This window comes from Bradyrhizobium sp. SUTN9-2, assembly GCF_003122645.1.
In the GTDB taxonomy this organism is placed as follows: domain Bacteria; phylum Pseudomonadota; class Alphaproteobacteria; order Rhizobiales; family Xanthobacteraceae; genus Bradyrhizobium; species Bradyrhizobium yuanmingense.
The window spans coordinates 4,075,640-4,101,846 of sequence record NZ_LAXE01000001.1; the positions used below are offsets into that span (position 1 = coordinate 4,075,640).

Annotated in this window: 29 protein-coding genes and 1 tRNA gene; 22 read left to right on the forward strand and 8 right to left on the reverse strand. The window is 64.1% G+C overall.

Features of this window, described 5'->3' with window-relative positions; genetic code table 11:
* Window positions 1-5 precede the first annotated feature (5 nt).
* Window positions 6-1,067, reverse strand: a complete 1,062-nt coding sequence (hemB, locus tag XF30_RS18920; protein WP_036025484.1) for a porphobilinogen synthase — start codon at window positions 1,065-1,067, stop codon at window positions 6-8.
* 138 nt (window positions 1,068-1,205) lie between these two features.
* On the opposite strand from hemB, the gene XF30_RS18925 reads away from it, so the two are divergent.
* The 12 genes from XF30_RS18925 (at window position 1,206) to XF30_RS18980 (ending at window position 11,918) form a co-directional block, all read left to right on the forward strand.
* A complete protein-coding gene (locus XF30_RS18925) occupies window positions 1,206-1,709 on the forward strand; it encodes a DUF6163 family protein (RefSeq protein ID WP_036025482.1) in 504 nt (167 codons plus the stop codon).
* A 516-nt stretch (window positions 1,710-2,225) separates the two neighbouring features.
* Window positions 2,226-2,744 carry a transcriptional regulator LdtR gene (gene ldtR, locus XF30_RS18930; RefSeq protein ID WP_025036696.1) on the forward strand — a complete coding sequence of 173 codons (519 nt, stop codon included), beginning with the start codon at window positions 2,226-2,228 and terminating at the stop codon, window positions 2,742-2,744.
* A 202-nt stretch (window positions 2,745-2,946) separates the two neighbouring features.
* Entirely contained in the window at window positions 2,947-3,183 is a 237-nt protein-coding gene (locus tag XF30_RS18935) for a hypothetical protein (protein ID WP_036010478.1), read from the forward strand.
* A gap of 37 nt (window positions 3,184-3,220) precedes the next feature.
* Window positions 3,221-3,442: a hypothetical protein gene (locus XF30_RS18940; protein WP_025036694.1), complete on the forward strand. Its 222-nt coding sequence runs from the start codon at window positions 3,221-3,223 to the stop codon at window positions 3,440-3,442.
* 263 nt (window positions 3,443-3,705) lie between these two features.
* Window positions 3,706-5,004, forward strand: a complete 1,299-nt coding sequence (gene glyA, locus XF30_RS18945) for a serine hydroxymethyltransferase (RefSeq protein WP_109143542.1) — start codon at window positions 3,706-3,708, stop codon at window positions 5,002-5,004.
* A 70-nt stretch (window positions 5,005-5,074) separates the two neighbouring features.
* Window positions 5,075-5,557: a transcriptional regulator NrdR gene (gene nrdR, locus XF30_RS18950; RefSeq protein ID WP_011087793.1), complete on the forward strand. Its 483-nt coding sequence runs from the start codon at window positions 5,075-5,077 to the stop codon at window positions 5,555-5,557.
* The gene (gene ribD, locus XF30_RS18955) at window positions 5,554-6,702 is read left to right on the forward strand and encodes a bifunctional diaminohydroxyphosphoribosylaminopyrimidine deaminase/5-amino-6-(5-phosphoribosylamino)uracil reductase RibD (protein WP_036010471.1); all 1,149 of its coding nucleotides are present in this window, start codon (window positions 5,554-5,556) and stop codon (window positions 6,700-6,702) included. The genes nrdR and ribD overlap by 4 nt, the downstream gene beginning before the upstream one ends.
* The gene (locus XF30_RS18960) at window positions 6,702-7,331 is read left to right on the forward strand and encodes a riboflavin synthase (RefSeq protein WP_057029743.1); all 630 of its coding nucleotides are present in this window, start codon (window positions 6,702-6,704) and stop codon (window positions 7,329-7,331) included. The genes ribD and XF30_RS18960 overlap by 1 nt, the downstream gene beginning before the upstream one ends.
* 62 nt (window positions 7,332-7,393) lie before the next feature.
* Window positions 7,394-7,885 (forward strand): 6,7-dimethyl-8-ribityllumazine synthase, encoded by a 492-nt coding sequence (ribH, locus tag XF30_RS18965; protein WP_036010456.1) that lies wholly within the window; start codon window positions 7,394-7,396, stop codon window positions 7,883-7,885.
* Between the two features lie 4 nt (window positions 7,886-7,889).
* Window positions 7,890-8,387 carry a transcription antitermination factor NusB gene (nusB, locus tag XF30_RS18970; protein ID WP_036010453.1) on the forward strand — a complete coding sequence of 166 codons (498 nt, stop codon included), beginning with the start codon at window positions 7,890-7,892 and terminating at the stop codon, window positions 8,385-8,387.
* A gap of 175 nt (window positions 8,388-8,562) precedes the next feature.
* Window positions 8,563-9,561, forward strand: a complete 999-nt coding sequence (thiL, locus tag XF30_RS18975; protein WP_036010463.1) for a thiamine-phosphate kinase — start codon at window positions 8,563-8,565, stop codon at window positions 9,559-9,561.
* Window positions 9,562-9,797: 236 nt separating this feature from the next.
* The gene (locus XF30_RS18980) at window positions 9,798-11,918 is read left to right on the forward strand and encodes a sodium-translocating pyrophosphatase (protein ID WP_109143543.1); all 2,121 of its coding nucleotides are present in this window, start codon (window positions 9,798-9,800) and stop codon (window positions 11,916-11,918) included.
* Between the two features lie 175 nt (window positions 11,919-12,093).
* Here the strand turns inward: XF30_RS18980 and XF30_RS18990 are convergent, their stop codons facing one another.
* Together XF30_RS18990 and XF30_RS18995 are read right to left on the reverse strand one after the other, a co-directional pair.
* A complete protein-coding gene (locus tag XF30_RS18990) occupies window positions 12,094-13,095 on the reverse strand; it encodes a Bug family tripartite tricarboxylate transporter substrate binding protein (RefSeq protein WP_036010447.1) in 1,002 nt (333 codons plus the stop codon).
* 216 nt (window positions 13,096-13,311) lie between these two features.
* Window positions 13,312-13,797: an outer membrane protein assembly factor BamE gene (locus XF30_RS18995; RefSeq protein WP_036010444.1), complete on the reverse strand. Its 486-nt coding sequence runs from the start codon at window positions 13,795-13,797 to the stop codon at window positions 13,312-13,314.
* A gap of 98 nt (window positions 13,798-13,895) precedes the next feature.
* Here XF30_RS18995 and XF30_RS19000 point away from each other — a divergent pair, with 98 nt between their 5' ends.
* The 8 genes from XF30_RS19000 (at window position 13,896) to XF30_RS19035 (ending at window position 19,436) form a co-directional block, all read left to right on the forward strand.
* Window positions 13,896-14,447 (forward strand): ubiquinol-cytochrome C chaperone family protein, encoded by a 552-nt coding sequence (locus XF30_RS19000; RefSeq protein WP_109143544.1) that lies wholly within the window; start codon window positions 13,896-13,898, stop codon window positions 14,445-14,447.
* The gene (locus tag XF30_RS19005) at window positions 14,444-15,007 is read left to right on the forward strand and encodes a YceD family protein (RefSeq protein WP_109143545.1); all 564 of its coding nucleotides are present in this window, start codon (window positions 14,444-14,446) and stop codon (window positions 15,005-15,007) included. Before XF30_RS19000 ends, XF30_RS19005 begins: the two co-directional genes overlap by 4 nt.
* A 300-nt stretch (window positions 15,008-15,307) precedes the next feature.
* Window positions 15,308-16,369 (forward strand): phosphate acyltransferase PlsX, encoded by a 1,062-nt coding sequence (plsX, locus tag XF30_RS19010; RefSeq protein WP_036010436.1) that lies wholly within the window; start codon window positions 15,308-15,310, stop codon window positions 16,367-16,369.
* Window positions 16,366-17,346 (forward strand): beta-ketoacyl-ACP synthase III, encoded by a 981-nt coding sequence (locus XF30_RS19015; RefSeq protein ID WP_036025462.1) that lies wholly within the window; start codon window positions 16,366-16,368, stop codon window positions 17,344-17,346. Before plsX ends, XF30_RS19015 begins: the two co-directional genes overlap by 4 nt.
* Before the next feature lie 132 nt (window positions 17,347-17,478).
* A complete protein-coding gene (locus XF30_RS19020) occupies window positions 17,479-17,820 on the forward strand; it encodes an integration host factor subunit alpha (protein ID WP_036010431.1) in 342 nt (113 codons plus the stop codon).
* A gap of 24 nt (window positions 17,821-17,844) precedes the next feature.
* Window positions 17,845-18,420: a MerR family transcriptional regulator gene (locus tag XF30_RS19025; RefSeq protein ID WP_109143546.1), complete on the forward strand. Its 576-nt coding sequence runs from the start codon at window positions 17,845-17,847 to the stop codon at window positions 18,418-18,420.
* A gap of 110 nt (window positions 18,421-18,530) precedes the next feature.
* Window positions 18,531-18,608: transfer RNA gene (locus tag XF30_RS19030), tRNA-Pro, on the forward strand.
* A 336-nt stretch (window positions 18,609-18,944) separates the two neighbouring features.
* A complete protein-coding gene (locus tag XF30_RS19035; RefSeq protein WP_109143547.1) occupies window positions 18,945-19,436 on the forward strand; it encodes a DUF421 domain-containing protein in 492 nt (163 codons plus the stop codon).
* 247 nt (window positions 19,437-19,683) lie between these two features.
* On the opposite strand, the gene XF30_RS38545 is transcribed toward XF30_RS19035, so the two are convergent.
* The 4 genes from XF30_RS38545 to XF30_RS19055 all read right to left on the reverse strand — a co-directional run bounded on the left by XF30_RS38545 (window position 19,684) and on the right by XF30_RS19055 (window position 23,090).
* Window positions 19,684-20,190, reverse strand: a complete 507-nt coding sequence (locus XF30_RS38545) for a septal ring lytic transglycosylase RlpA family protein (RefSeq protein ID WP_036010404.1) — start codon at window positions 20,188-20,190, stop codon at window positions 19,684-19,686.
* Window positions 20,191-20,482: 292 nt separating this feature from the next.
* A complete protein-coding gene (locus XF30_RS38170) occupies window positions 20,483-20,851 on the reverse strand; it encodes a hypothetical protein (RefSeq protein WP_244608978.1) in 369 nt (122 codons plus the stop codon).
* Complete coding sequence (locus XF30_RS19050; protein WP_063822468.1) at window positions 20,848-22,101, reverse strand: OpgC domain-containing protein; 1,254 nt, start codon at window positions 22,099-22,101, stop codon at window positions 20,848-20,850. Before XF30_RS19050 ends, XF30_RS38170 begins: the two co-directional genes overlap by 4 nt.
* 368 nt (window positions 22,102-22,469) lie before the next feature.
* Window positions 22,470-23,090, reverse strand: coding sequence for a TetR/AcrR family transcriptional regulator (locus tag XF30_RS19055; protein ID WP_036010401.1), 621 nt, complete (start codon window positions 23,088-23,090; stop codon window positions 22,470-22,472).
* Between the two features lie 121 nt (window positions 23,091-23,211).
* Here XF30_RS19055 and XF30_RS19060 point away from each other — a divergent pair, with 121 nt between their 5' ends.
* Window positions 23,212-24,183, forward strand: a complete 972-nt coding sequence (locus tag XF30_RS19060) for an alpha/beta fold hydrolase (RefSeq protein ID WP_109143548.1) — start codon at window positions 23,212-23,214, stop codon at window positions 24,181-24,183.
* Window positions 24,184-24,330: 147 nt separating this feature from the next.
* Here XF30_RS19060 and XF30_RS19065 read toward each other — a convergent pair whose 3' ends face one another.
* Window positions 24,331-24,570: a hypothetical protein gene (locus XF30_RS19065; protein ID WP_025036674.1), complete on the reverse strand. Its 240-nt coding sequence runs from the start codon at window positions 24,568-24,570 to the stop codon at window positions 24,331-24,333.
* A 408-nt stretch (window positions 24,571-24,978) separates the two neighbouring features.
* Between XF30_RS19065 and XF30_RS19070 the strand changes: the two genes are divergently transcribed.
* Window positions 24,979-25,950 (forward strand): SDR family NAD(P)-dependent oxidoreductase, encoded by a 972-nt coding sequence (locus XF30_RS19070; protein ID WP_109145775.1) that lies wholly within the window; start codon window positions 24,979-24,981, stop codon window positions 25,948-25,950.
* Window positions 25,951-26,207 lie beyond the last annotated feature (257 nt).

The window sequence follows — 26,207 nt, forward strand, 5'->3', positions numbered from 1 at the left end:
ACAGCTTACGTCTGGCCCCGCAGCTTCTCCGCAGCCTTCGGCGCAAAATAGCTCAGCACACCGTCGGCGCCGGCGCGCTTGAAGGCGAGCAGGCTTTCCATCATGGCACGGTCGCCGTCGAGCCAGCCGTTGTTCGCGGCTGCGGCGATCATCGCGTATTCGCCGGAGACCTGATAGGCGAAGGTCGGCATCGCAAACGTGTCCTTCACGCGGCGGACCACGTCGAGATAGGGCATGCCGGGCTTCACCATCACCATGTCGGCGCCCTCGGCGATGTCGAGCTCGACCTCGCGCAGCGCTTCATCGGTGTTGGCGCTATCCATCTGATAGGTGCGCTTGTCGCCGGTGAGCGTCTTGGCCGAGCCGATGGCGTCGCGGAACGGGCCATAGAAGGCGGAGGCGTATTTCGCGGCATAGGCCATGATCTGCACGTCGAGCAGGCCGGCGCGGTCCAGCCCCTCGCGGATCGCGGCGACGCGGCCGTCCATCATGTCGGAGGGCGCGATGATGTCGCAGCCGGCTTCGGCCTGCACCAAGGCCTGACGCACCAGCACGGCGACCGTCTCGTCATTCAGGATCTTGCCGTCGGAGATCAGGCCGTCGTGGCCGTGGCTGGTGAAGGGATCGAGCGCGACGTCGCAGAGGATACCGATCTCCGGAAACTCCTTCTTGATCGCGCGCACGGCCTGGCAGACCAGGTTGTTCGGGTTGGTGGCTTCCGAGCCTTCCTCGTCGCGCAGGGACGGATCGGTGTAGGGAAACAGCGCGATGCAGGGGATGGTCAGCTTCATCGCGCGCTCGGCCTCGCGCACGGCCTGGTCGACGCTGAGGCGGTCGACGCCGGGCATCGAGGCGACCTGCTCGCGCTTGTTGGTGCCGTCGATCAGGAACAGCGGCCAGATCAGGTCGTCGGTGGTGAGGACGTTCTCGCGCACCATGCGCCGGGCCCACTCGGCCTTGCGGTTGCGGCGCGGACGGACGGTCAGATCGAGGGCATGCGGCACTGCCGTGCTGTCCCGGCGCGAAACGTCGCGCAATTCGATCGGACGTCCGTATTTGATCGCCATCACTCTTCCTCCGGCTGGAATTATTCTTATACCAGCTCGCATGGTTCCCGTCACCGCGGCTTGACCTGCCGCAAGGCAGATCTGAACCTGACTTGGGCAGCCGATTGATTTTGCGGGCCGAAGCAGCCAGAAGGGGCCATGTCCGAGATCTCCACCCGCGATGCGGCCCAAGGCGGCGCCAATGCCAGGGACGCTGCCCGTGACACTGCCCGAGAGAGCGCGCTCTCAGTGGCGGCGATCTCCTCGGAGCGCTCGGAGTCCGACGACAATGTCTGGACCCGACGGCTGGTGCTGTTCCTGCGGGTGATGGCGCTGCTCTCGATCCTGAAAGGCCTCTATCACTGGGCGCAGGTCACGGGCTTCGTCGGCGGCGAGGACGAGGCGTTCGAGAACCAGTCGATGGCCTGGCAGGCCGCGACGGTCTACTTCGCGGTGATCGAGCTCGTCGCCGCCGTCGGCCTCTGGCTGGCGACGCCCTGGGGCGCGGTGGTGTGGCTGACGACCGTGGTGTCGATGGCCGTGATCGAGCTGATGTTCCCGGGAATCTACGGCGGCAGCCTCGTCGTGGTCGGCATCGAGGTCTTCATGCTTGCCGCTTATCTTGCGCTCGCCTGGATGGCCGCGCGCGAGCGGCCGCCGTAGCGCGCAGAGATTCACGCTCACGCTCTCGTGCCCCGGACGCAATGCAGCACGCCGAAGTTTGCGGCGTGATGCGTTGCAGAGCCGGGGCCCATCTTTCCGATATCTCGCTTTTGGCTTCTGGGATCCCGGGTCTGCGCGCCGCTTGCTGCGCTTGTCCGGGACAAGAGAATGTTGCGTTTGGTTGACCGCTGGTTGCCTAAAATTCGCGGTAAGTTTTCATTGACCAGCCGGTTCCGCCACAGCTCTTACGCGTGCGTTTCGAAACGGGGCGGGGCTGTTCTGGAATGCGACAACAGCGGCGGACGGAGGGTGAACAGGACCTTGCGAAGGTCAACAGAGGCTTTCAAAAAGTACTTGTGGCACAGGCTTAATGCGCAATTCACTGTCTTAAATTCATGATCTCTTTATTCTCTTATTTAAGCCGATCTTCAAACGCCCCTCTTAAGTTGCACCTATCAGACGGGACACAAGTTTCGTCGAATAAGTGTCGATAAAAACGACAACAGGGGAAGTGTCATGATGAAAGCCGTCGCAACTGCGGCAGATACCGCAGAGCGCGTCTCCGGCCAGCAGGGTTCGGTGCAGTCGCTCTATCTGGAAGCTTTGACTCTGGTGGAGCGGCTGCATCGCCGGCTCCTCGACGTGATCAAGGACGAATTCGATCGCCGCGGCCGCGCGGACATCAACTCGGTCCAGGCGCTCTTGCTCTACAACATCGGCGACAAGGAGCTGACCGCGGGCGAATTGCGCACGCGCGGTTACTATCTCGGCTCCAACGTCTCCTACAATCTGAAGAAGCTCGTCGAGCTCGGCTTCCTCGATCATCAGCGCTCGCGCGTCGATCGCCGCTCGGTGCGCATCCGCCTGACCCCGCAGGGCCAGGAAGTCCGCCGCATCGTCGATGCGCTCTACCAGAAGCACGTCAAGACGGTGGAGCAGGTCGGCGGCATCTCCGGCGACGAGTTTGCGACCCTCAACAAGTCGCTGCACCGCCTGGAGCGGTTCTGGACCGACCAGATCCTCTATCGCCTCTGAGTTCTAAAGGGATCTGGGCGAAGCCGGCCCGCAACAAGACCGGCAGCCCTCCCGAACGTGCCTGACTTCCCCAAGCGCGCTGGTCCGGAGTTGCCCCGGACCGGTGCGTTGATATTTTTTTGCACCTGCGAAAAAATCCCCCCGGCAGCCAGGAACCAGTTCCGGGCTCGGCGCTTATCTTCTTCGGATCGGAGAAACGGCGATGCTGGTCGAGCGCGGGCTTCGGGTGATGAACGTGGAACTCGTCAGCGAGGCCTACGCCATCGCCGCGAACTACCTTCGCCGCTCCGGCGCAATCCCGGACACTCTCGTCACCGACGACCGCCTGCTTCACCTGATCGTCAAGCTGCTCCAGCAGGGCGAATTCAACAAGATCAGGCTGGCCAACAGGGCGATCGCCCGGTTCCAGGCGCAGACCGAGGCCAGAGCGGTTGCCTGATCAAAACCCCCAAGATCCCGACCAACCAGAGGATGCCATGGAAGCTGCCATCGACCGCATCATGCAGACCTACGACCTGCTCGCCAACCGCACCGCGGCGGCCAGCGCCGAGGCGCGTGAAAAGGTCACGAACTACCTCAACATCCTGATGGAAGCCGGCGAGACCGACACCCATAGGTTGACGGTCTGCGGCCTGACCTATCTGCGCCAGCTCGACGGCAGCGTCGACCCCGTGAAGGCGGGGTATACCGGGCTGTAAAACGACGCCGGCTGCCCCGGCGGCAGCTGGCAAGAAATAAGGCCCAAAGCGGCCCCACCCGGATATTGACGGGGAGCGGATCTCGCAAGACCGCTCCCGGGCTGAAAACCTCCAATCCCACCATATCTTGCATAAATATCAGGCCCGACCCGCAAATGCTTGGCCGCGGTCGGCCGATGTGGTAGATCGCGCGTGCTTCCGACCGCCACACCAGACCCGCCCGTAGCCCGCCAAAAGGCTGCGGCGGTGGAGATATTCGCGAGATGACCGCACCCAAGTCCGCCTCCGCGCCCGATTCGTTTTTCACCGCCTCGCTCGAGCAGGCCGATCCGGAAATCGCTGCCGCCATCAAGGGTGAGCTCGGTCGGCAGCGCCACGAGGTCGAGTTGATCGCCTCCGAGAACATCGTCAGCCGGGCCGTGCTGGAAGCGCAGGGTTCGGTCATGACCAACAAATACGCGGAAGGTTATCCGGGCGCGCGCTATTACGGCGGTTGTGAGTGGGTCGACGTCGCCGAGAACCTTGCGATCGATCGTGCCAAGAAGCTGTTCGGCGCCAGCTTTGCGAACGTGCAGCCGAACTCCGGCAGCCAGATGAACCAGGCGGTGTTCCTGGCGCTGCTGCAGCCCGGCGATACCTTCATGGGCCTGGATCTCGCCGCCGGCGGCCATCTCACCCATGGCTCGCCCGTGAACATGAGCGGCAAGTGGTTCAAGGCCGCGCACTACACCGTGCGCCGCGAGGACCAGATCATCGACATGGATGCGGTGGCCAAGCAGGCCGAAGAGGTCAAGCCGAAGCTGATCATCGCCGGCGGCTCGGCCTATTCGCGCGCCTGGGACTTCAAGCGTTTCCGCGAGATCGCCGACAGCGTCGGCGCTTACCTGCTGGTCGACATGGCGCATTTCGCTGGGCTCGTCGCCGGCGGCGTGCATGCTTCCCCGGTGCCGTATGCGCACGTCACCACCACCACGACGCACAAGTCGCTGCGTGGTCCGCGCGGCGGCCTGATGCTGTGGAATGACGAGACGCTGACCAAGAAGCTCAACTCGGCGATCTTCCCGGGCCTGCAGGGCGGTCCTTTGATGCACGTGATTGCAGCCAAGGCGGTCGCCTTCGGCGAGGCGCTGCGTCCGGATTTCAAGGTCTACGCCAAGAACATCGTCGAGAACGCCAAGGCCTTGGCCGAGACGTTGAAGGGCCATGGTCTCGATATCGTCTCCGGCGGCACCGACAATCATCTGATGCTGGTCGATCTCCGGCCGAAGGGCCTGAAGGGCAACGTCTCGGAGAAGGCGCTGGTTCGCGCCGCCATCACCTGCAACAAGAACGGCATTCCGTTCGACCCGGAATCGCCCTTTGTGACCTCGGGCATTCGGCTCGGCACGCCGGCTGCGACCAGCCGCGGCTTCGGCGTGGCCGAATTCCAGCAGGTCGGCGGCATGATCGCCGAGGTCCTCAATGCGATCGCGCAATCCTCCGACGGCAAGGCGCCGCTGGTGGAGGCTGCGATCAAGGAACGGGTCAAGGCGCTCACCAACCGGTTCCCGATCTACCAGTAAGGCGCCGCATGATCCGGAAAAGTGGGTACCGGTTTTCCGAAGAGATCATGCGAAAATAAAGGTCACACGGATGCGCTGCCCGAACTGCAACAGTCTCGATACGCAGGTGAAGGACTCGCGTCCGACCGAGGACTCGTCCGTGATCCGCAGGCGGCGCGTGTGCGTCGCCTGCAATTTCCGCTTCACCACCTTCGAGCGCGTACAGCTGCGCGAGCTCACGGTGATCAAACGCAACGGCCGCCGCGTGCCGTTCGATCGCGACAAGCTGATGCGCTCGGTGCAGATCTCACTTCGCAAGCGGCAGGTCGAGCCGGAGCGCGTCGAGAAGATGGTCTCCACCATCGTGCGCGAGCTCGAGACCGGAGGCGAGGCCGAGATCTCCTCAGAGGTGATCGGCGAGACCGTGATGGAGCATCTGCGCACGCTCGACGACGTCGCCTATGTGCGCTTTGCCTCGGTCTACCGCAATTTCCGCGAGGCCAAGGATTTCGCCGACGTGCTCGGCGAGCTCTCCGGCGAGGAGGAAGCGCGGCTCGCCGCGATCCGCAAATGATCTTCCGCATCCTGGAAGACCAGTTCGCGCAGAAGGCCCGCGAGGCCAAGGATGCTGATCGCCGTTTCATGGAGCTGGCGCTTGCGCTCGGTCGGCGCGGGCAGGGCCGGACCTGGCCCAATCCGGCCGTGGGCGCCGTCATCGTCAAGGACGGCGTCATCGTCGGCCGCGGCTGGACGCAAGCAGGCGGACGTCCGCACGGTGAGCCCGAGGCGTTGCGGCGGGCGGGCGAAGCAGCGCGGGGTGCCACGCTCTACGTCACGCTGGAGCCGTGCTCTCATTTCGGCAAGTCGCCGCCTTGCGCCGATGCTGTGATCGCCGCCGGCATCAAGCGCGTGGTGGCGGCGATCGAGGACCCCAATCCGGAAGTTGCGGGCCAGGGCCATGCGCGCCTGCGCGCCGCCGGCATCAATGTGGACGTCGGTCTGTGCGCGGCGGAGGCCGCGTTCGACCATGCCGGCCATTTCCGCCGCATCCGGGACCAGCGTCCTCATGTGATCCTGAAGCTCGCGGTCTCGCCTGACGGCAAGATCGGTGCGGCCGGCGGCAAGCCGCTTGCGATCACGGGGGAGGCGGCACGCAACCGCGTGCATCTGCTCCGCGCGCAAAGCGATGCCATCCTGGTCGGCATCGGCACGGTGCTGGCGGATGATCCGCAGCTCAACTGCCGCCTGCCGGGCATGGCGGCGCGCTCGCCGGTGCGTGTGGTGCTCGACCGGAGCCTGCGCATTCCCGCATCGAGCCAGCTGGTTCGGTCCGCGCGCGAGACGCCGCTTTGGGTGATCGCGTCCGAGCTTGCGGAAGCGGCCGCCGCGACGCGCCTTGGCGCGGCCGGTGCGCAAATCATGCGCATGCCTCCGGGGAGTGCATCCGGGCTCGATCTTTCGGCCGTGCTGCATGCGCTGGCGGACAAGGGCATCACACGGCTGATGGTCGAGGGCGGCAGCCGCGTTGCGGCATCGTTCGTCGCGGCCGATCTCGTCGACGAGGTCTGGCTGTTCCGCGGAGCGGAAGCGGTCGGCGAAGGCGGCGTCGATGCGCTCGATGCATTGCCCCTGTCGAAAATCACGCAGTCGCCGGCCTACAAGGTTCATGCTAGCGAGACCTGCGGCAAGGATAACCTCACCATCTACGAGCGCGCGTAATGTTCACCGGCATTGTCACCGATATCGGCGAGATCGTCAGCTTCACGCCAACGGCGCCGGGGCAGCTGCACCGGCTGCGGATCGCCTGCCGCTACGATCAGAGCACGATTGCGGACGGCGCCTCGATCGCCTGCAACGGTGTGTGCCTGACCGTGGTTGCCTCGGGCGTTGCGGATGGCAGGGACTCCAAGCAAAGGACCTGGTTCGACGTTGACACCGCGGCCGAGACGCTGGCGCTGACGACGGCCAAGCACTGGAAGGTCGGCACCAGGCTCAACCTCGAGCGCGCGCTGAAGATCGGCGATGAGCTCGGCGGCCATATCGTCGCCGGCCACGCCGATGGCATTGCAACCATCGTCAGCCGCGAGGACTTGCCGGATATGGCGCGTTTCGTGCTCTCGACGACGCGGGAGCTGGCCCGGTTCATCGCCACCAAGGGCTCGATCACGCTCGACGGCGTCTCGCTGACGATCAATACGGTTGCAGACGTGACCTTTTCGGTGCTGATCATTCCGCACACGCTCGATGTCACGACGATCGGCAGCTGGAAGGCCGGGGATGAGGTTAATATCGAGGTCGACCTGATGGCCCGCTACGCGGCGCGGCTGACGGAAATGACGGTCTCTTAGAACTTGGCTTACCTGCTTCCGGCGACTACATAGCGCCGACCCCTTTCGAAACGGATTGAACGATGGCAGACGCGCGGCGCGCACCCCTGAAGGACCAGACCGACATTTCCGGCGCGCGCGCGCTGATTGTCGAGGCGCGGTTCTATGACGATCTCCAGGATGCGCTGCTGGACGGCGCGGTGGCCGAGCTGAAGGCGGCCGGCCTGACCCACGACGTCATTACGGTTCCCGGTGCGCTGGAGATCCCCGCGGCAGTCGCCATCGCGGTCGATGCCGCGGCGGCGAACGGCAGGCCCTATGATGCGGTGATCGCGCTCGGCTGCGTGATCCGCGGCGACACCATTCATTTCGAGATCGTCTCGCAGGAATCCTCGCGCGCGCTGATGGACCTCGCCGTGGCGCGGAAGCTGCCGCTCGGCAACGGCATCCTCACCGTCAACACCGAGGCGCAGGCCTGGGCGCGGGCGCGTGCCAGCGAGCTCAACAAGGGCGGCGATGCCGCGCGCGCCGCGCTTGCGATGCTGCGCATTAAACGCCGCCTGGCGCGGGCCTGAAGCCATGGCCGATAACACCAAGAAGCCGACCGGCGTTGTCGAGAAGAAGGCGAACCGGCGCGGTGCGGCACGGCTCGCAGCCGTGCAGGCACTGTACCAGATGGACATCGCCGGTGCGGGCATCAACGACATCTTTGCCGAATTCGAAAGCCATTGGCTCGGCAACGAGGTCGAGGGCGAAACGTATCTGCCGGCGGAAGCCGCCTTTTTCCGCGACGTCGTCTCCGGCGTCGTCCGCGACCAGAAGAAGCTCGATCCTCTGATCGACGAGGCGCTGTCGAAGGGCTGGCCGCTCAAGCGGATCGAGGCGATCCTGCGGGCAGTGCTGCGGGCAGGAGCCTATGAGCTCCAGCATCGCAAGGACGTGCCGGGCCGGGTGGTGGTCTCCGAATATGTCGACGTCGCCAATGCTTTCGTCGACCGCGAGGAGACCGGCATGGTCAACGCCGTGCTCGACCAGATCGGCCGGCAGTTTCGCGGCGACGAGTTCGGGCGGGGGTAGTTTCCCGCGAGGGCGGTGAAGTGATGCGAGACGACTGCCCCATTCTCCGTCGTCATCACCCGCGAAGGCGGGTGATCCAGTACGCCGCGGCCTATCGGGCTAACACGACTGTCTCTCGAATACTGGATCGCCCGGTCAAGCCGGGCGATGACAGCGGTGGATGGGGCTGACGCCGATGGAAACCACACAAAATCCCTCCGGCGAAGACTCCCTCATCGCGCGCTATTTCAAACCGCTGGCGACCGATCCCGGCGCGTTCGGGTTGGTCGACGACGCGGCGGTGCTGTCCTCGTCCGGCGAGGACATCGTCGTCACCACCGACGCGGTGGTGGAGGGCGTGCATTATCTTGCCGGCGATCCGCCTGACAACATCGCGCGCAAGGCGCTGCGGGTGAACCTGTCCGATCTCGCGGCGAAAGGAGCGACGCCGGCAGGCTTCGTGCTGACGCTGGCGCTGCGCAGCAAGGAGGATGCCTGGCTGCGTCCCTTTGCGGACGCGCTGGGCGAGGATGCGAAGACCTTCGCTTGTCCTCTGCTCGGTGGCGACACGGTGTCGACGCCGGGCCCGCAGATGATCTCGATCACCGCCTTCGGCCGTGTGCCTCAGGGGCGGATGATCGGCCGCACCGGCGCAAGGCCGGGCGACCGCGTCCTGGTCACGGGCACGATCGGCGATGCCGCGCTCGGCCTCGACGTGCTCAAAGGCGGGGCTGCCGCCAGCGCGCTGACCTCCGATCCCGCGGCACGGGATTTTCTGGTCTCGCGCTATCGGGTGCCGCAGCCACGCAACGTGCTGGCGCCGGCCCTGCGCGATCATGCCACCGCGGCGATGGACGTCTCCGACGGCCTCGCCGGCGATCTGACCAAGCTCTGTGCCGCCTCCGGGGTCGCGGCTTCGGTCGACGTGACGAGCCTGCCACTCTCGGCCGCGGCAGCCGGCCTTCGCGCCCGCAACGTCGCGTCTGTCGAGACGCTGCTTGCCGGGGGCGACGACTACGAGGTGCTCTGCACCGTTCCGCCGGCACAATGCGAGACGCTGATTGCCGCGGGGCAGTCCCTCGGCGTTGCCGTGACTGCAATCGGTACCATCACGGAGGGGCAGAAGCCGCTGCGCTTCCTGGACGGGCAGGGCCAGGATCTGCTTTTGACGCGGCTGTCCTACAGCCACTTCTAGGAATTGCTCCAAACCGGCATCTGAGTTCTCAGCGCTTGGTCCTAAATACCTGCCAAGATCGGCCTTTTCGGGCTGATCCGGCGTTGCACCCTCAATGTGATTTTGGCAAGCTCGCGGCCGACTGGAGCCGTCCCTTAAGGGCAAGGGGGCGGCTTTGTTCAAAATCAAGGCGCTGCACCGCATGACGGACAACAAAAGGCGCCGGGGGTACATCAAGGATCTGAGGCAAACATCACATGACAGCATTATGGTTGATAGTGCTCTGCGGAGCGCTTTCCGTCGCCTACGCGATTTGGGCGACGTCTTCGGTCTTGGGCGCGGATGCGGGGTCGCCGCGCATGCAGGAGATCGCAGGGGCGGTGCGCGAAGGCGCACAAGCCTATCTCCGGCGGCAATACACCACGATCGGTATCGTCGGCATCGTCATCTTCGTGCTGCTTGCCTATTTCCTCGGGCTCTATGTCGCGATCGGTTTCGCCATCGGCGCGATCCTGTCCGGCGCTGCGGGCTTCATCGGCATGAACGTCTCGGTCCGCGCCAATGTGCGCACCGCCCAGGCCGCGACGACGTCGCTGGCCGGCGGCCTGGAGCTCGCCTTCAAGGCGGGCGCCATCACCGGCCTTCTGGTGGCGGGTCTGGCGCTGCTCGGCGTGACGCTCTATTTCGGCTTCCTGGTCCATTCGCTGAAGCTCGCGCCGGATAGCCGCGTCGTCGTCGACGCCCTGGTGGCGCTCGGCTTCGGCGCCTCGCTGATCTCGATCTTCGCCCGTCTCGGCGGCGGCATCTTCACCAAGGGTGCGGACGTCGGCGGCGACCTCGTCGGCAAGGTCGAGGCCGGCATTCCCGAGGATGACCCGCGCAACCCTGCGACCATCGCCGACAACGTCGGCGACAACGTCGGCGACTGCGCCGGCATGGCCGCCGACCTGTTCGAGACCTATGCGGTGACCGCGGTCGCCACCATGGTCCTGGCGGCGATCTTCTTCGCCAAGACGCCGATCCTCGCCAACATGATGACGCTGCCGCTCGCGATCGGCGGCATCTGCATCATCACCTCGATCATCGGCACCTTCTTCGTCAAGCTCGGGCCGAGCCAGTCGATCATGGGCGCGCTCTACAAGGGCCTGATCGCAACGGGCATCCTGTCGCTGATCGGCATCGCCCTGGTGATCTACTACCTGATCGGCTTCGGCAAGCTCGAGGGCGTCAACTACACCGGCCTGGCGCTGTTCGAGTGCGGCGTGGTCGGTCTCGTCGTCACCGCCCTGATCATCTGGATCACCGAATACTACACCGGGACCGACTATCGTCCGGTGAAGTCGATCGCCCAGTCCTCGGTCACCGGCCACGGCACCAACGTGATCCAGGGCCTCGCCATCTCGATGGAAGCGACCGCGTTGCCTGCGATCGTCATCATCGCCGGCATCCTGGTCACCTACAGCCTCGCCGGGCTGTTCGGCATCGCGATCGCGACCGCCACCATGCTGGCGCTGGCCGGCATGATCGTCGCCCTCGACGCCTTCGGCCCCGTCACCGACAATGCCGGCGGCATTGCCGAAATGGCGGGACTGCCGAAGGAGGTGCGCAAGTCGACCGACGCGCTCGACGCGGTCGGCAACACCACCAAGGCGGTCACCAAAGGCTACGCGATCGGCTCCGCTGGTCTCGGCGCCCTGGTGCTGTTCGCGGCCTACAACGAGGACCTCAAGTTCTTCGTGGCCCGCTCCGCGCAGCATCCCTACTTCGCCGGCGTCAATCCGGACTTCTCACTGAACAATCCCTACGTCGTGGTGGGCCTGCTGTTCGGCGGTCTGTTGCCGTACCTGTTCGGCGCGATGGGCATGACCGCGGTCGGCCGTGCGGCCGGTGCGATCGTCGAGGAGGTCCGTCGCCAATTCCGCGAGAAGCCGGGCATCATGCAGGGCACCGACAAGCCTGATTACGGCAAGGCGGTCGACTTGCTCACGCGCGCGGCAATCAAGGAGATGATCATCCCCTCGCTGCTGCCGGTGCTGTCGCCGATCGTCGTCTACTTCCTGATCTATGCGATCGCGGGCGGCGGCGCGGCCGGCAAGTCGGCGGCATTCTCGGCCGTCGGCGCCATGCTGCTCGGCGTCATCGTGACGGGCCTGTTCGTCGCGATCTCCATGACCTCGGGCGGCGGCGCCTGGGACAACGCCAAGAAGTACATCGAGGACGGTCATTTCGGCGGCAAGGGCTCTGATGCCCATAAGTCCGCGGTGACCGGCGATACCGTCGGCGATCCCTACAAGGACACGGCGGGACCTGCGGTGAACCCGATGATCAAGATCACCAATATCGTGGCCCTGCTGCTGCTGGCGATCCTGGCGCACTGAGCGGCGCTGACGCGACAAGAGAAAACCCCGCGGCGTGAGCCGCGGGGTTTTTGATTTGGCGATCCGACGCTCTCCCGACGTCATTGCGAGGAGCTCTTGCGACGAAGCAATCCAGCATCGTTCCGCAGAGACAGCCTGGATTGCTTCGCTTCTCTCGCAATGACGTGAGAGAGACCTACTGCACGTCCATCTGCAGGCCTTCCTTCTGGATGATGCCGGCGAACTTCTTCGTCTCGGCGTCCACGAAGGCGGCGAACTGCTCGGGCGTGCCGTAGTCGGCGCGGGCGCCCATGGCGGCGATCTGCTTCTTGACGTCCTCGCGCTCCAGCATCGCCTTGACCTGGAGATTGAGCGCGCCCAGCACCTCGGGCGAAGCGCCCTTCGGCAGGAAGACCGCGAACCAGGAGGACACGTCGAAATTCGCCAGCTCCGGCGCGCTCTCGCGCATGGTCGGCAGGTCTTTGGCGAGGTCGCTGCGCTCGGGCGTGGTGACGCAGAGACCGTTGAGCGTGCCGCTCTGCACCTGAGGCAGGGTCGGATAGAGATTGTCGAACAGGATCTGGATGTCGCCGGCAAGGGCGGCCTGGAGCGCGGGGCCGGCGCCGCGGAACGGGATGTGCGTCATCTTCAGGCCGGTGAGCTGGAGAAACCAGGCGCCGGTGAGGTGGGGGCTCTGGCCGACGCCGGAGGAGGCGTAGCTGAGCTTGTCCGGATTGGCCTTCAGATACGCGATCAGCTCGGGAATCGTTTTGATGCCGGTCTTCGGATGCGCCGAGACGATGTTCGGAATCCGGATCATGTTCGAGACCGGCTGAAGCTGGTCCGGCTTGTAGCTGAGGTTCTTGAAGATGCTGTAGGCGATCGCGTTCGGGCCGGGGTTGCCGACCAGGATGGTGTGACCATCCGGCTTGGCGCGCACGGCCTCGGCGGTGCCGATCGTGCCGCCGCCGCCGGAGCGGTTTTCCACCACAGTCGACTGACCCCAGGCGGTTTGCAGATGCGCGGCCAGGAGGCGGCCCATCACGTCCGTCGAGCCGCCGGCCGCGGCCGGCACGATGAGACGAACGTTTTCAGTGGGCTTCCAGTCGGCAAGGCTCGATCGCGGTAGAATCGCTGCGGCCGAAAGGCCGGCAGCACCGGCGAGCACACGACGGCGGGACAACAAAGGCTTATGCACGAATCCACTCCTGCTTTTTGCTTTGCGGGAACCGTAGGGAACGGCACGTGCGACCGCAAGTCGCGCGCGACGACAAGTGCCGCGCAGAGAGCGGCACGACGACGCAGGCGTAAGCCCATATACCTTGCGATGGAATTAAGCGGCTTCAGGCGACTCGTTCGACGCGCATTTTCGACGCGAAGCGACAAGCCGCTTCGATCGAATCCTTCGACGGCCTCAGTTGAAGCTGAGCAGCTTGAACAGCGGGGTAAGGTAGCTCATCTCCTGACCCGACGTCGGCGTGGTGCGGCTGATGAAGTCGAAGATCTTGCCGTCCTGGAGACCGTAATTCGCAAGCCGGCGCACGCGCCGGGTCTTGTCGAAATAGACTGCGATGACACGCTGATCGACCACCTTCTGGTTCATGAAGGCGACCGGGCGCTCCGAGCGCTGCGAGATGTAGTAGAACACTTCACCGTCGAGGGTCGCGACCGTCGAAGGCGTGCCCATCACGATCAGCACCTGATCCTGGCTCGCGCCGATCGGAATCTGCTCGAGCGCGCCGGGCGGCAGGATGTAGCCTTTCTGGAACTGCTCGCCGGTGCAAGCTGCAAGGGCCACGCCGATCACGGCGGTGGCCGCGAGCATGCGCAGGCCGCGCCAACAGGCATGAAGGCCGCGCCGCATATCCGCGCGCAGGCTGATCTGGTTCGTTGTCGTCATAGCGGAACTGATTCCGTCCCCTTGCGTCGCGCGAGGCGCTGAAGTACCGGGCTGGGCGTCTGAATGCAACTCGCGCGCGCCCGCTTGCGGAAACCACAATGCTTTGGCCGTTCAATCACTTCAGGAAACCCCGGCGAACCCCGCCCGGCACCATTGAGGCCATCTATGGCATGATCGTGACGCAGGCGCGAGAACCCCTGTTTTACCGGGTCTTGGGTGTGCCCGATACGGTTAACGGGCGTTTCGACCTGTTGCTGCTGCATCTCTGGCTGCTGCTGCGCCGTCTGCGCGCGGTTCAGGGCGCCGCGGAGCTGTCGCAGGCGCTGTTCGACCGCTTCTGCGAGGACATGGACGACAATCTGCGCGAGATGGGGGTGGGCGACCAGACCGTGCCGAAGCGGATGCGGGCCTTCGGCGAGGCATTCTACGGCCGCGTCCAGGCCTACGACCAGGCGATGGAAGCCGGCGGCGAGGCGCTGGCAGCGGCGATCTGCAAGAATATCTTGAATGGGACCGGCTTCGACCAGGCGGAGCGGCTCGCGGCCTATGCGAGGGCCAGCGAGGCCGATCTTGGCCGGACCGACGAGGCCGCGCTGCTGCGCGCGTCCTTCAAGTTTCCCCGGGCGCTGTCACAGGATGTCACGCCATGAGCCGACCAGATACCGAGCGCGATCCCTGGCGGGCGCCCGTCATCGTTGCGCAAATCCCGGACGGCGGGTTGCATCGCGAGCTCGAGGCCTCAGTGGCCGAGCGGCAGGCGATGGCGGAGGTCGCGGGCTTGCGCGAGATCCTGTCCGCCCATGCCAGCTTCGATGTCGTGCCGAAAAGCGGGGGGCGGGTCCAGGTCACGGGCGTGGTTCGTGGCCGGATCGGCCAGACCTGCGTCGTCACGCTGGATCCGATCGAGAGCGAGATCGAGGAGGAGGTGGACCTGATGTTCGCCCCCGAGGCCGAGGCGCGCCGCCTGGCCGATCTGATCGAGGAGGGGCAGGACGACGAGGCGCCGCCCGAGGTTGCCGACCCGCCCGAGCCGATCACGGGCGGCATCATCGACCTCGGCCGGCTCGCCACCGACGTCCTGTTCCTGGCGATCGATCCCTATCCACGCAAGGAGGGGGCCGTGTTCGAGGCGGAGGTCACCGCTCCCGACCCCGAAGACCATCCCTTCGCCGTGCTGAAGGCATTGCAGGACAAGAAGAAGGGCCAATGAGGGGCATTTTGGCTCGCGGGCTGCCTTGCCAGGGGACGCGAGCGATTTGCCTCGATGGTTTGAGACAGCTGTTTATCTGTCTGATTTCAATGGATTTCTCGCGAAATCCGCGCCCGGCGGCCGGATTGCCCCGAATGCAAAAGGCTGGGGGCAAGAGGTTGTTTCGGGGGTACAAAACGCTATTGTCGCGCCCCGGTCCGGGTGCGGCGTGGCGCTTGGCCGGCCGCCGTACCGGTGGCGAACCCATTTTGCGGCCCCGCTGATCCCAAGACCGCACCAGACCAGGTTTCCAGGACTTACATGCCAAGCAAGGTTCGCATCGCGCTGGACGCCATGGGGGGCGATGTCGGCCCCGCCGTGGTCATTCCGGGCGCCGCCATCTCGCTTGGCCGGCATCGCGACACCGAGTTCCTGCTGGTCGGCGACCGCGCCAGGATCGAGCCCGAGCTCGACCAGCACCCGAAGCTGAAGGCCGCCTCCAAGATCATCCATACCGACGTCGCCGTCAGCATGAAGGACAAGCCGAGCCAGGCGCTGCGGCGCGGCCGCAAGACCTCCTCGATGTGGCTCGCGATCGACGCGGTCAAGAAGGGCGAGGCGGACGTCGCGATCTCCGCCGGCAATACCGGCGCGCTGATGGCGATGGCGCGCTTCCATCTGCGCACCCTGCCGGGCATCGACCGGCCGGCGATCTCGGCGATCTGGCCGACCCTGCGCGGGGAGTCCGTCGTGCTCGACCTCGGCGCCACCCTCGGCGGCGATGCCCACCATCTGGTGTCGATGGCGGTGATGGGCGCGGCCAAGGCGAGCGTGCTGTTCAACAAGACCCGGCCCACGGTCGGGCTGCTCAACATCGGCGCCGAGGAGATCAAGGGCCACGAGGAGATCCGCGAGGCCAGCGAGATCCTGCGGGCGCGGAACCTGCCGGAGCTCGACTATATCGGTTTCGTCGAGGGCGACGGCATTGGCAAGGGGCTCGCCGACGTGATCGTCACCGAAGGCTTCAGCGGCAACATCGCGCTGAAGGCGGCCGAGGGAACCGCACGGCAGATGGCGGAATTGCTTCGTCACGAGATGCAGCGGAGCTGGATGTCCAAGCTCGGCTACCTCTTCGCGCGCAGCGCCTTCCAGGCCCTGCGCGACAAAATGGACCCCAACAAATCCAATGGTGGCGTGCTGCTGGGACTGAACGGGGTGGTGGTCAAGAGCCACGGCGGAACCAACGCCGAAGGCTTTGCCTATGCGATCGATGTTGGCTATGAGATGGCTCACTACGATCTCCTGAACAAGATCAATCAGATGCTCAACCGCGAGGGTGGTGCACTCAAATTCGTGCAGCCCGCGCCGGAGGATGTTTCGTGACTCAGATTCGTTCGGTCGTGCTGGGCTGCGGCTCTTATCTGCCGGAGCAGGTGGTGACCAACGCCCAATTGGCGGCGCGCATCGATACCTCCGACGAGTGGATCGTGCAGCGCACCGGCATTCGCGAGCGGCACATCGCGGCCGAGGGCGAGTTCACCTCGCACCTCGCCATCAAGGCGGCACAGGCGGCGCTCCGCGATGCCGGCGTTGACGCGCAATCGATCGAGCTGATCGTGCTGGCGACCTCGACGCCCGACAACACCTTCCCCGCGACCGCCGTCGCCGTGCAGCACGGCCTCGGCATCAATCATGGCGCGGCCTTCGATCTGCAGGCAGTGTGCTCGGGCTTCGTGTTCGCGCTCGCCACCGCCGACAATTTCCTGCGCACCGGGGCCTACAAGCGCGCGCTGGTGATCGGCGCGGAGACCTTCTCGCGCATCCTCGACTGGAACGATCGCGGCACCTGTGTGCTGTTCGGCGACGGCGCCGGCGCCGTGGTGCTGGAGGCGCAGGAGCAGCCCGGCAATGCCGCGACCGATCGCGGCATCGTCACCACTCACTTACGATCCGACGGCCGCCACAAGGCAAAGCTGTTCGTGGACGGCGGGCCGTCCTCGACCCAGACCGTCGGCCATCTGCGCATGGAGGGCCGCGAGGTCTTCAAGCACGCGGTCGGCATGATCACCGACGTCATCGTCGATGCCTTTGCGGCGACAGGGCTCAATGCCGACGGCATCGACTGGTTCGTGCCGCACCAGGCCAACAAGCGAATCATCGACGCTTCCGCGCACAAGCTGCACATCGCGCCGGAAAAGGTGGTGCTGACGGTGGACCGTCACGGCAACACCTCGGCGGCCTCGATCCCGCTGGCGCTCTCGGTGGCGCGCAAGGACGGCCGCATCAAGAAGGGCGACATGGTCCTGCTGGAGGCCATGGGTGGCGGCTTTACCTGGGGCTCCGCGCTGGTGCGCTGGTAAGCCACACCGATAAAATTTTGCCGGAATCCGCGCCGATTATCGCGACGTGTGCATTGATGTGCGGTGTTGACCGCCGTATCGTAAGCTCATAATTTCAGACAAGAATTGTTCGCCGTGAGGTGGGGCAGGGCGATGAGCGAGACCAGCAAAACCGTAACGCGTGTCGATCTGTGCGAAGCCGTCTACCAGAAGGTGGGCCTGTCGCGCACGGAATCGTCTGCCTTCGTGGAACTCGTGCTGAAGGAGATCACCGACTGCCTGGAGAAGGGCGAGACGGTGAAATTGTCCTCGTTCGGCTCCTTCATGGTGCGCAAGAAGGGCCAGCGCATCGGCCGCAACCCGAAGACCGGCACCGAGGTGCCGATCTCGCCGCGCCGCGTCATGGTGTTCAAGCCGTCGGCGATCCTGAAGCAGCGGATCAACGCCCAGCACCGTACCAACGGTGACGCCACCCAGGCTCAAGAAGAGGCGTAACCGCCTTTCGGAAAGGACTGGCCTTTGGACAAGGCGCCGGATGCGTTCCGAACCATCAGCGAAGTAGCGCAGGAACTCGACATTCCGCAGCACGTGCTGCGGTTCTGGGAGACCCGCTTCTCCCAGATCAAGCCGATGAAGCGCAGCGGCGGCCGCCGCTATTATCGCCCCGACGACGTCGACCTGCTCAAAGGCATCCGCCGGCTGCTCTACGGCGAAGGCTATACCATCCGCGGGGTGCAGCGGATCCTGAAAGAGCACGGCGTCAAATCGGTGCAGGGCCTCGCCGACAGCGCGGCCGCGGTCTCCTTTGGCGCCATCGAGGACGCGATCGGCGCGAGCCTGATGGAGCCCGAGGACGAGGCCCCCATCAAGGGCATCACCGACACCGACGATGACGACTATCAGGGCGATGAAGAGGAAGGCATCGACTTCCGCTTCACCGAGGTCGACGACGAGGAGATCCTCACCACCTTCCGCAAAGGCGGCGCCGCCGTGCCCGCCGGCCCCAGCGCGCTCGACCGCGAGCGGCTGGAGCGGGTCCTCGGCGACCTCGTCGCCTGCCGGGAGATGCTGGAGCAGGCCCTGAAGGACGGCTAGGGCCGGGGCTGCGGGCTTTTCGGGCAGTTCCGGCCTGCTTGGGCGGATACACCAAAATGCCGCCGCCTCGCCTTGCGCAAAGCGGCGATCCTAGCTAATGGAACGGCATTCGGAGCGTGGCGCAGCCCGGTTAGCGCACTAGTCTGGGAGACTAGGGGTCGGAGGTTCAAATCCTCTCGCTCCGACCATTTTTTCCAAAGCATCTGTCGGGTGGATGATTGTCGGCGCGGATCCTGCTCCGGGCCGCGCGGGATATCTGTGGCCAGAAGCGGGCCTGCGGCGGGCGGTACGTCAAAACGCCGAAAAACAACCCCATGCACAGTAGCGATGTCATTGGAGCATATGGTTTTTCCGAATCCACGCGTCGGACGGGGCAATGAGCGGATCGTCCGGGAAGGATAATGACGATCGAGCTGTCGTTTAGAGGCCAATCTTGACCATCCTCCTCGCAATTCCGAAACCGTTCGTGTCGATAGGAGTTTCGGTACGCGGCATCAGGACGCTTCCATTTCGGCGAGGGCAACATGTTTCAGGTATCGTGGAGCGAGATCTTCGTCCCGACGCATTCCGTCATGGAAATGATCGTGCGGGGCACCATCATGTATCTTGGCATCTTCACTCTGATGCGGTTCATTTTGAAGCGGCAAACCGGCGGGCTCAGCATCCCCGATGTGCTTCTCGTCGTCCTGCTGGCGGACGCGGCGCAGAATGGCATGGCGGGTGAATACCGCTCGATCACGGAAGGTATCGTGCTCGTTGCCACCATCATTTTCTGGAATCTTGCCATCGACTGGGTCGGGTATCACGTGCCTTTCGTGGAGCGGCTTGCGCGGCCGGCGCCGCTCCTTCTCATCAAAGACGGGCAGGTCCTCCGCCGCCACATGCGGCAGGAGCTGGTGACAATGGATGAGTTGATGAGCAAACTTCGCGAGGAGGGCATAGCGAGCCCCGCGGACGTGATAGAGGCCTATATCGAGGGCGACGGCAATATCAGCGTGAAAAAGAAGGAAGCCTGACGGCCTTGTCTGCCCGCCGACATGTCGGCGTTGCGCAGCATTGGCGATAGACTACTTGTTATCCTGCGAGGTTTCCGCAGGCTTTCCAAAGGGCACATTCGCTGAGGTTGCGCCACCTACCTCAACTACCCGCCATCCGCGTGGTTTCGCCCACCCGCGTCCGCTCCATCGCCGCGGCGAGTACTTGAGGGGTCATATCCACAAGCGCGTCGGGTTTACAATATCACCGCCCTTCAAAGGTCATCCGCTACAACACCTCGGCACGAACCTGAGCTACGCCGCGATTCGTAATCCCCAAGCTGCGCGCGGCAGCGAGCGAGAGATCGAGGACGCGGCCACGAATGAACGGGCCTCTGTCGTTGATGGTGACGATGACGCTGCTTCCTCCATGGGTCACGCGGACCTTGGTGCCGAACGGCAGGCTGCGATGCGCCGCCGTGAGGTGATTCCGATTGAATGTCGAACCGCTCGCTGTCTTGCCTTTGGAATATGAATAATAGGAGGCCTTTCCCGAAAAGACTCGATTGAAAGATCGCATGCCCGAGCGATCAGCCGATGGCTCTTGTGCGGTTGGAGGTGGCGCCTCAATCTGATCCTTCTTCGGCTGTTCGGGTCCAGCAGGCGCCGGCTCTGCCTGAGCCTTCGGAATGATGGACCACCGGTCATGGAAATCCTGTGCTGCAGCGCCGTTCGCGTTCAATCCGATCCAAGCAGGGACTGTCGCAATCGCCGCCATTCTGACGAGAAGATGCATTGTCGGCCTCGTGAACGATTGAAGATCAAGCCGACAATGCAAGCTCAGAGGTCGCGTTCCTCAAGACGCGCAAAACCGTGATGACATACCGACATCGCGGAGCATAATAATGATTTAATTTGTCAAAATTAAATATATTTAAATATTTAAATTAGCGAGGCGAGTTAGCGCGCGACGACTGACGCGGTCGCGTCCCGGCGGAGGATGAGTGGCGCAAATACGATCAGCTTTGGACGCGAGCAGTGCGATCGTCATCAGGCCAGATGCGAAGCTCAAGAAGCATCGTGCGGAGCTAGATCGCAAGTGCCCTGGCTTGTCGCCCACCCAGCTCAAATACCCCACCACCATCCTTGTCGTCTCGTCCACCAGCACCTTCACCAATTTTCTCCGACAGCATCTCGGCTGCGTTCAGCGCCGTGTTGTGCGCGATGGCTTCGATCGTGCTCACGCACATGAACGCTGCGAGCGCGGGGTCGAGCTTGCGCATCTCCTTCCGGTGACGTTCGAGATAGGCGCGCACGAGGGCGTGGATTTCGTGGCTGTAGGCCTCGACCTCGGCGAGGTGGCCGGAGCGGGGGATCTGCTCGGCGAGGACGCGGTGCAGATTCGGGTCGATGGAATGGGCCTCGATCGCGATCTTGACGGCCGGCGCGGTTGTCAAACTTCCCTTAACGGCTGCTGCTGCGTACCCGTCCCGCAAGCGACCTGCGGCACCGTTCCGGCGGCGCGCACTACAAGATGCTCAAGGGGGCCGGTGCTTTCCGGCGCCCTCTTTCCATCCACCGGACTCTCATGTGAAGGTTTCTCTACTCGCTTTGACCAGGATCTGTAGTAGGCAACCGCCGTCATGATCGCGATTCCCGCAGCTCCGACGAGCAGTTGAGCGAGGATGCCGTTCCCTGCCAACTGCAGGATGAAGTACCCGATGAAGGCCAGGAGAATGCCGACACAGAACACTTCGAGGGACTGCTGGCCGCACTTTACCAGGGGTCGCAAGATGGTGGCTTGTAGCCCGCGCGCATCGATCGGTATGAACCGGGCACCAAGGATAATCAGCACCATCAAATGAAGATAGCGGTAGGGCGCCAGATTGGTCTTGTCGTTGGGATTGAAAAGCTCGAACAAGGCAGGCGCAAACAAGGCCCGGAGCTGAGGCTGGTGAGCAGCTAACGTCATGATCGCCGCAAAAATCAAATAGGCAACCGCAACAACCAGCACGAACCTGGACCGCAGCAAGAAATGCAGACGCCCCGCACCGGTCAACGCGAGCCATGCGCCCGTGACAAACAGAAGCTGCCACGCCAGCGGATTGAAGTACCAGCTTCCCGACGGATAGGAAGGCAGGTTCCAATGGAATTGCCGCGCAGCCAGATATAACAGCACCGACCCGATCATGGCGGCGTCGGGAAATCTCAACATCAACCAGAGGATCGGAGGAAACAGGCCCATCAAGACGACGTACAGCGGCAGCACGTCCAAATTCAGAGGCTTGTATCGCAGCAAAAGCCCCTGCGTCATCATCTCGATCGGCGCGCTGGTGACCGGTCCGGCGTTGAACAGATCGATCAGATCAGGCGCGTTGAACCTCTCCGACAGGAAATGGATGAAAGCCAGGTAGATCATGAATAGCACGATATGGGCGGTGTAGATTTGCCATACGCGCCTGAAGAGCCTGCTCGTTCCGAACACAAAGCCTCGCTCCATTTTTCGGGTATAAACGAGCGCCGAGGTGTAGCCGGAGATGAACACGAACAGGTCGGCCCCGTCGCTGAATCCATAATTTCGGAACGAACACCACACCAGCACTGTGCCGGGCACATGGCCGAGAAACATCGCCCAGTTGGCGAGGCCGCGAAACAGGTCGAGACGCAAATCACGTTGCGGTGGTGGCAGCGCAAGCGCGAGCTTCATTCTGCTTTCCGTCGTGTCACGATTCACGATCGATGTCCGCGCCCCGGCACTCCGCCGGGATCGCTCACGCTAGATGGCAGGCAATACAACACCCATATGACAATGTTGGCGCGCTGAGGCCCGCGGGATATTGACCTGAGTCAAGCGGCCCGCCGAGAGCCCCGGTACTATGCATGGTAACTTGGTCCCGAACAAACGCGGTGCGCTTTGTGTCATCGGGCCTGGCGAAGTGGGCGCTTCCTCGATCCGTCGTGTTCGGACATTACGGTGACAGTGCTGGACTGCATTCTGGCGCGCCTCTCAGGGCGCAGGACGCTGCCTCATCCAAATGGGCGCGCTGTCGCCGATTTCCGTAATCTCAGGCTCCGCTACCTCAAATACCCCACCACCATCCGCGTCGTCTCGTCCACCAGCACCTTCACCATCTTCTCCGACAGCATCTCTCCGTTCAGCACGGTGTTGTGCGCGATGGCTTCGATCGCGCTCACGCACATGAATGCTGCGAGCGCGGGATCGATCTTGCGCATCTCCTTGCGGTGGCGTTCGAGATAGGTGCGCACGAGGGCGTGGATTTCGTGGCTGTAGGCTTCGACTTCCGCGAGGTGACCGGAGCGGGGGATCTGCTCGGCGAGGACGCGATGCAGGTTCGGGTCGATGTGATGGGCCTCGATCGCGACGGTGACGAGGCGGTGCACTGCCATCTCGATCGGCAGGTCGGCGACCTCCGCGAAGGCGGCGCGGACGACATTCATGATCGCATCATTGTGGCGATCGATCACGGCGGCGACGAGGGCCTCCTTGCTGGGAAAATATTGGTAGAGCGAGCCGACGCTGACGCCGGCGATCTCGGCGATGCGGTTGGTACTGGCCTTCTCGAAGCCTTCCTTGACCAGAATGCGAGCAGTTGCCTCGACCAGCGCGTCGACGGTGGCGCGGGATCGCTCCTGCGAGGCATTTTTCCGGGGTGTTGTGGACGGTTTGCGGGCCACGGACTTGTGATCTGAATGCGAGTAGGAAAAGCGAGTGAATGCTCGCATTATATCGACCAATGGCGGCGGGTCGGCAACCCTCTTCGTCGCCGGGTCGAAACAGCCGGATGGGGATGTGGCGATGAGCGTTGCGAAACTTGTATCGGCCTTCCAATTCTGTCCGGGCGGCTGCGTATTCGGCGCGCGGGCGCCGCGCGATCCAGCACCAAGCCTGCAAAGCCGGGCCCTCAACCTGCTGCTGCGGCAGCTTCCCTACAAGCAGCAGCTCGCATCCGCCGAGGCGGTGCTGGCGCGTGTGCAGAAGCTGGCGCTGGCGCCGGCCTCTCACGAGCCGATCGGGGTCGGCAACGTCGAGGTGACGCTGACCAAGATGGGCGGCTGGCCGGTCTACTACACCGAGCCGGCGTCAGGCCACGAGGGCTGCAACTACGTCATGTTCCTGCATGGCGGCGGCTACATCAACGAGATCGCGCCGGCGCATTGGCGCTTCATCGGTGAGATGACGCGCAAGGCGCGAATCTGCTGCGTCGTGCCGATCTACCCGCTGGCGCCGCGGGCGACCGCCAAGGACGTCGTGCCGGCGACGGCCGAGCTGCTGCGCATGCTGCTGGAAGACGCGGGCGATGCAAAGGTGACGGTCGTCGGCAATTCGGCCGGCGCTGGCCTTGCGCTCGCCGCCTGCCAATGGCTGCGCGATCGCGGTCATCGGCAGCCGAGCCGGATGCTGCTGATCTCGCCCGCGGCCGATGCCTCGGTCAGCCGTCCGGAGCAGGTTGCGATCGCGGCGCGCGATCCGATCCAGGATATTCCGGGCATCGTCGAGGCGGCGCGGCTCTATGCCGGCGAGCTCGAAGTCGGCCATCCCTTCGTCAGCCCGCTCAACGGCGGCTTCCACGCGCTCGCACCGATGACGATCTTTTCGGGCACCCGCGATCTTCTCTATCCCGACAGCGTCGATCTTGCCGCAAGGGCGAGGGCGGTGGGCGTGCCGGTCGAGCTGCATCTATTGCGCGAGCAGCCGCACAACTTCGCGCTGATGCCGACGCCGGAAGGACGGCGGGCACGCGCGATCATCTTGCGTGAAGTGGCTTAGAGGGAGGGCGTGATCATTGTCACAGAGCGCTGCCGTGATCGGTCTGGCGCTGTGTCCGCGCGGAGGGAATAAGCGGCCCCCGGGCGTTTCCTCTTGGATTGAACGTTCTGGTATCCGTGGTCTCGGTACCAGTGGTTTTGCGGGGCCTTAGGCGTGGCCCTTGATCTCATAGTGACCCGGCACGCATTTGTAGCGCTCGAGGCGCCAGTTCGCGTGATAGATCGGATGCTCACCCATCCACTTCGCGAGAGGCGCTTGTGCGCCGATCGCGCACTGCATCAGCGAAATTTCGGGTGTCATGTTGCTGTCGGTCACGATTTCCTCGACGCAACTGCCTGAGCTGGCTGCGCCCAGCCGGCAAAGCACGGCAACGACGGTCACGAACATTCCTATCACCTCGTTGGTTGTTTCTGACCACGAAGAGGATGCAAGCGGAGTGCCAGAGCCTGTGACACGCAAACAACACGCTGGCCTGGCCGACTCAATCCAGCGTCCACCCCCATTTGGCGATTCGGATTGTAGAAAAATTGCCATTAACCCGAAGCCGGACAAATACGGGGAACCCGCTGGAAAATACTCAGGAATGATCGATTATCCGGGCCGTGTCGCCTATGAGCCACTTCACAAGGCCCGCGCGCAACATCGCGCGTAGTCCGCCCGCCGAAATTACCGAAGGCGAAGAGGGCAGCGCACGGCTTTTACCCGCGGATGTCGCGCTGCTACAGTTTTGCGCGCGCCGCGGTCAGCGGCGCCGTGACCAAGAAACACACCGACAAGGGGAGGGACCGAAGTCCCATGAAGGATTTTGCTGGAAAGATCGCAGTCATCACCGGCGGCGGCACGGGCATGGGGCGCGAGCTCGCGCGGCAGCTCGTGGCCGAGGGCTGCAACGTCGCCATGTGCGACATCTCGGATGCCGCGATGGCCGAGACCAAGCGGCTGTGCGAGGCCGAGAAGCTGCCGCAGGGGCTGCGCGTCACGACGCACGTCGCCGACGTCGCGATCGAGGACCATCTGAAGCGTTTTCGCGACGAGCTCGCCGAGCAGCAGCAGACCGACAGGATCCATCTGTTGTTCAACAATGCCGGCATTGGCGGCGGCGGCAGCCTGTTCACCAACACCCGCGAGCAATGGGAGCGCACCTTCAACATCTGCTGGGGCGGCGTCTATCTCGGCGTGCGCACCTTCCTGCCGATGCTGGTGGCCGCGGACGAAGCCCACATCGTCAACACCGCCAGCGTCAACGGCTTCTGGGCCTCGATCGGCATGAACCAGGCGCACACCGCCTACAGTGCGGCCAAATTCGCAGTGAAGGGATTCACCGAAGCGCTGATCAACGATTTGCGCCTGCATGCGCCGCACGTCAAATGCTCGGTGGTGATGCCCGGCCATATCGGCACCTCGATCGTCTCCAACTCGCGCAAGGTGCAGAGCGCCGACGGCTCGGAGCGGCTCAATGCCGATGAGGTCGCGCTGACCCGCAAGCGCATGGTCGCGGCCGGCGTGCCGGATGCCGACGGGATGTCGGACGAGGACATCCAGGCGGCGTTCGCCGAGCGCGCCCGCAGCTTCCTGGAGGATGCGCCGACGACGGCGGCAGAAGCCGCCAAGATCATCCTCGACGGGGTCAAGGCGGAGCGGTGGCGCATTCTGGTCGGCGAGGACGCCAAGCTTCTCGACGAGCGCGTGCGCGCCGCGCCGGAGCAGGCCTATGACCGCGCCTTCTTCGAAAGTTTTACGCAGGAGGTCGGCTGGCGGCTTGGTTGAGGCCGCTGCCGGGGCGCCCACCCATCGCACCCGAGGAGGCACGTCAGCGCCGTCTCGAAGGAGAGGCGTGCGCGCACGCCGCGGCTAGGGGTCATATTCTTTAGCGCGCCCAGCAAGGCGCGCCGATATGGCTATGATGGTCGTCATGGCAAGAGATACTTGGACAATTCTAAGTGCCAGCTCCCGCCAATGTTCGTCGCGCACCATGATCTGTTGCAATGTCACGCATCCGTCATGACGTTGTTCAAGCGATGTTG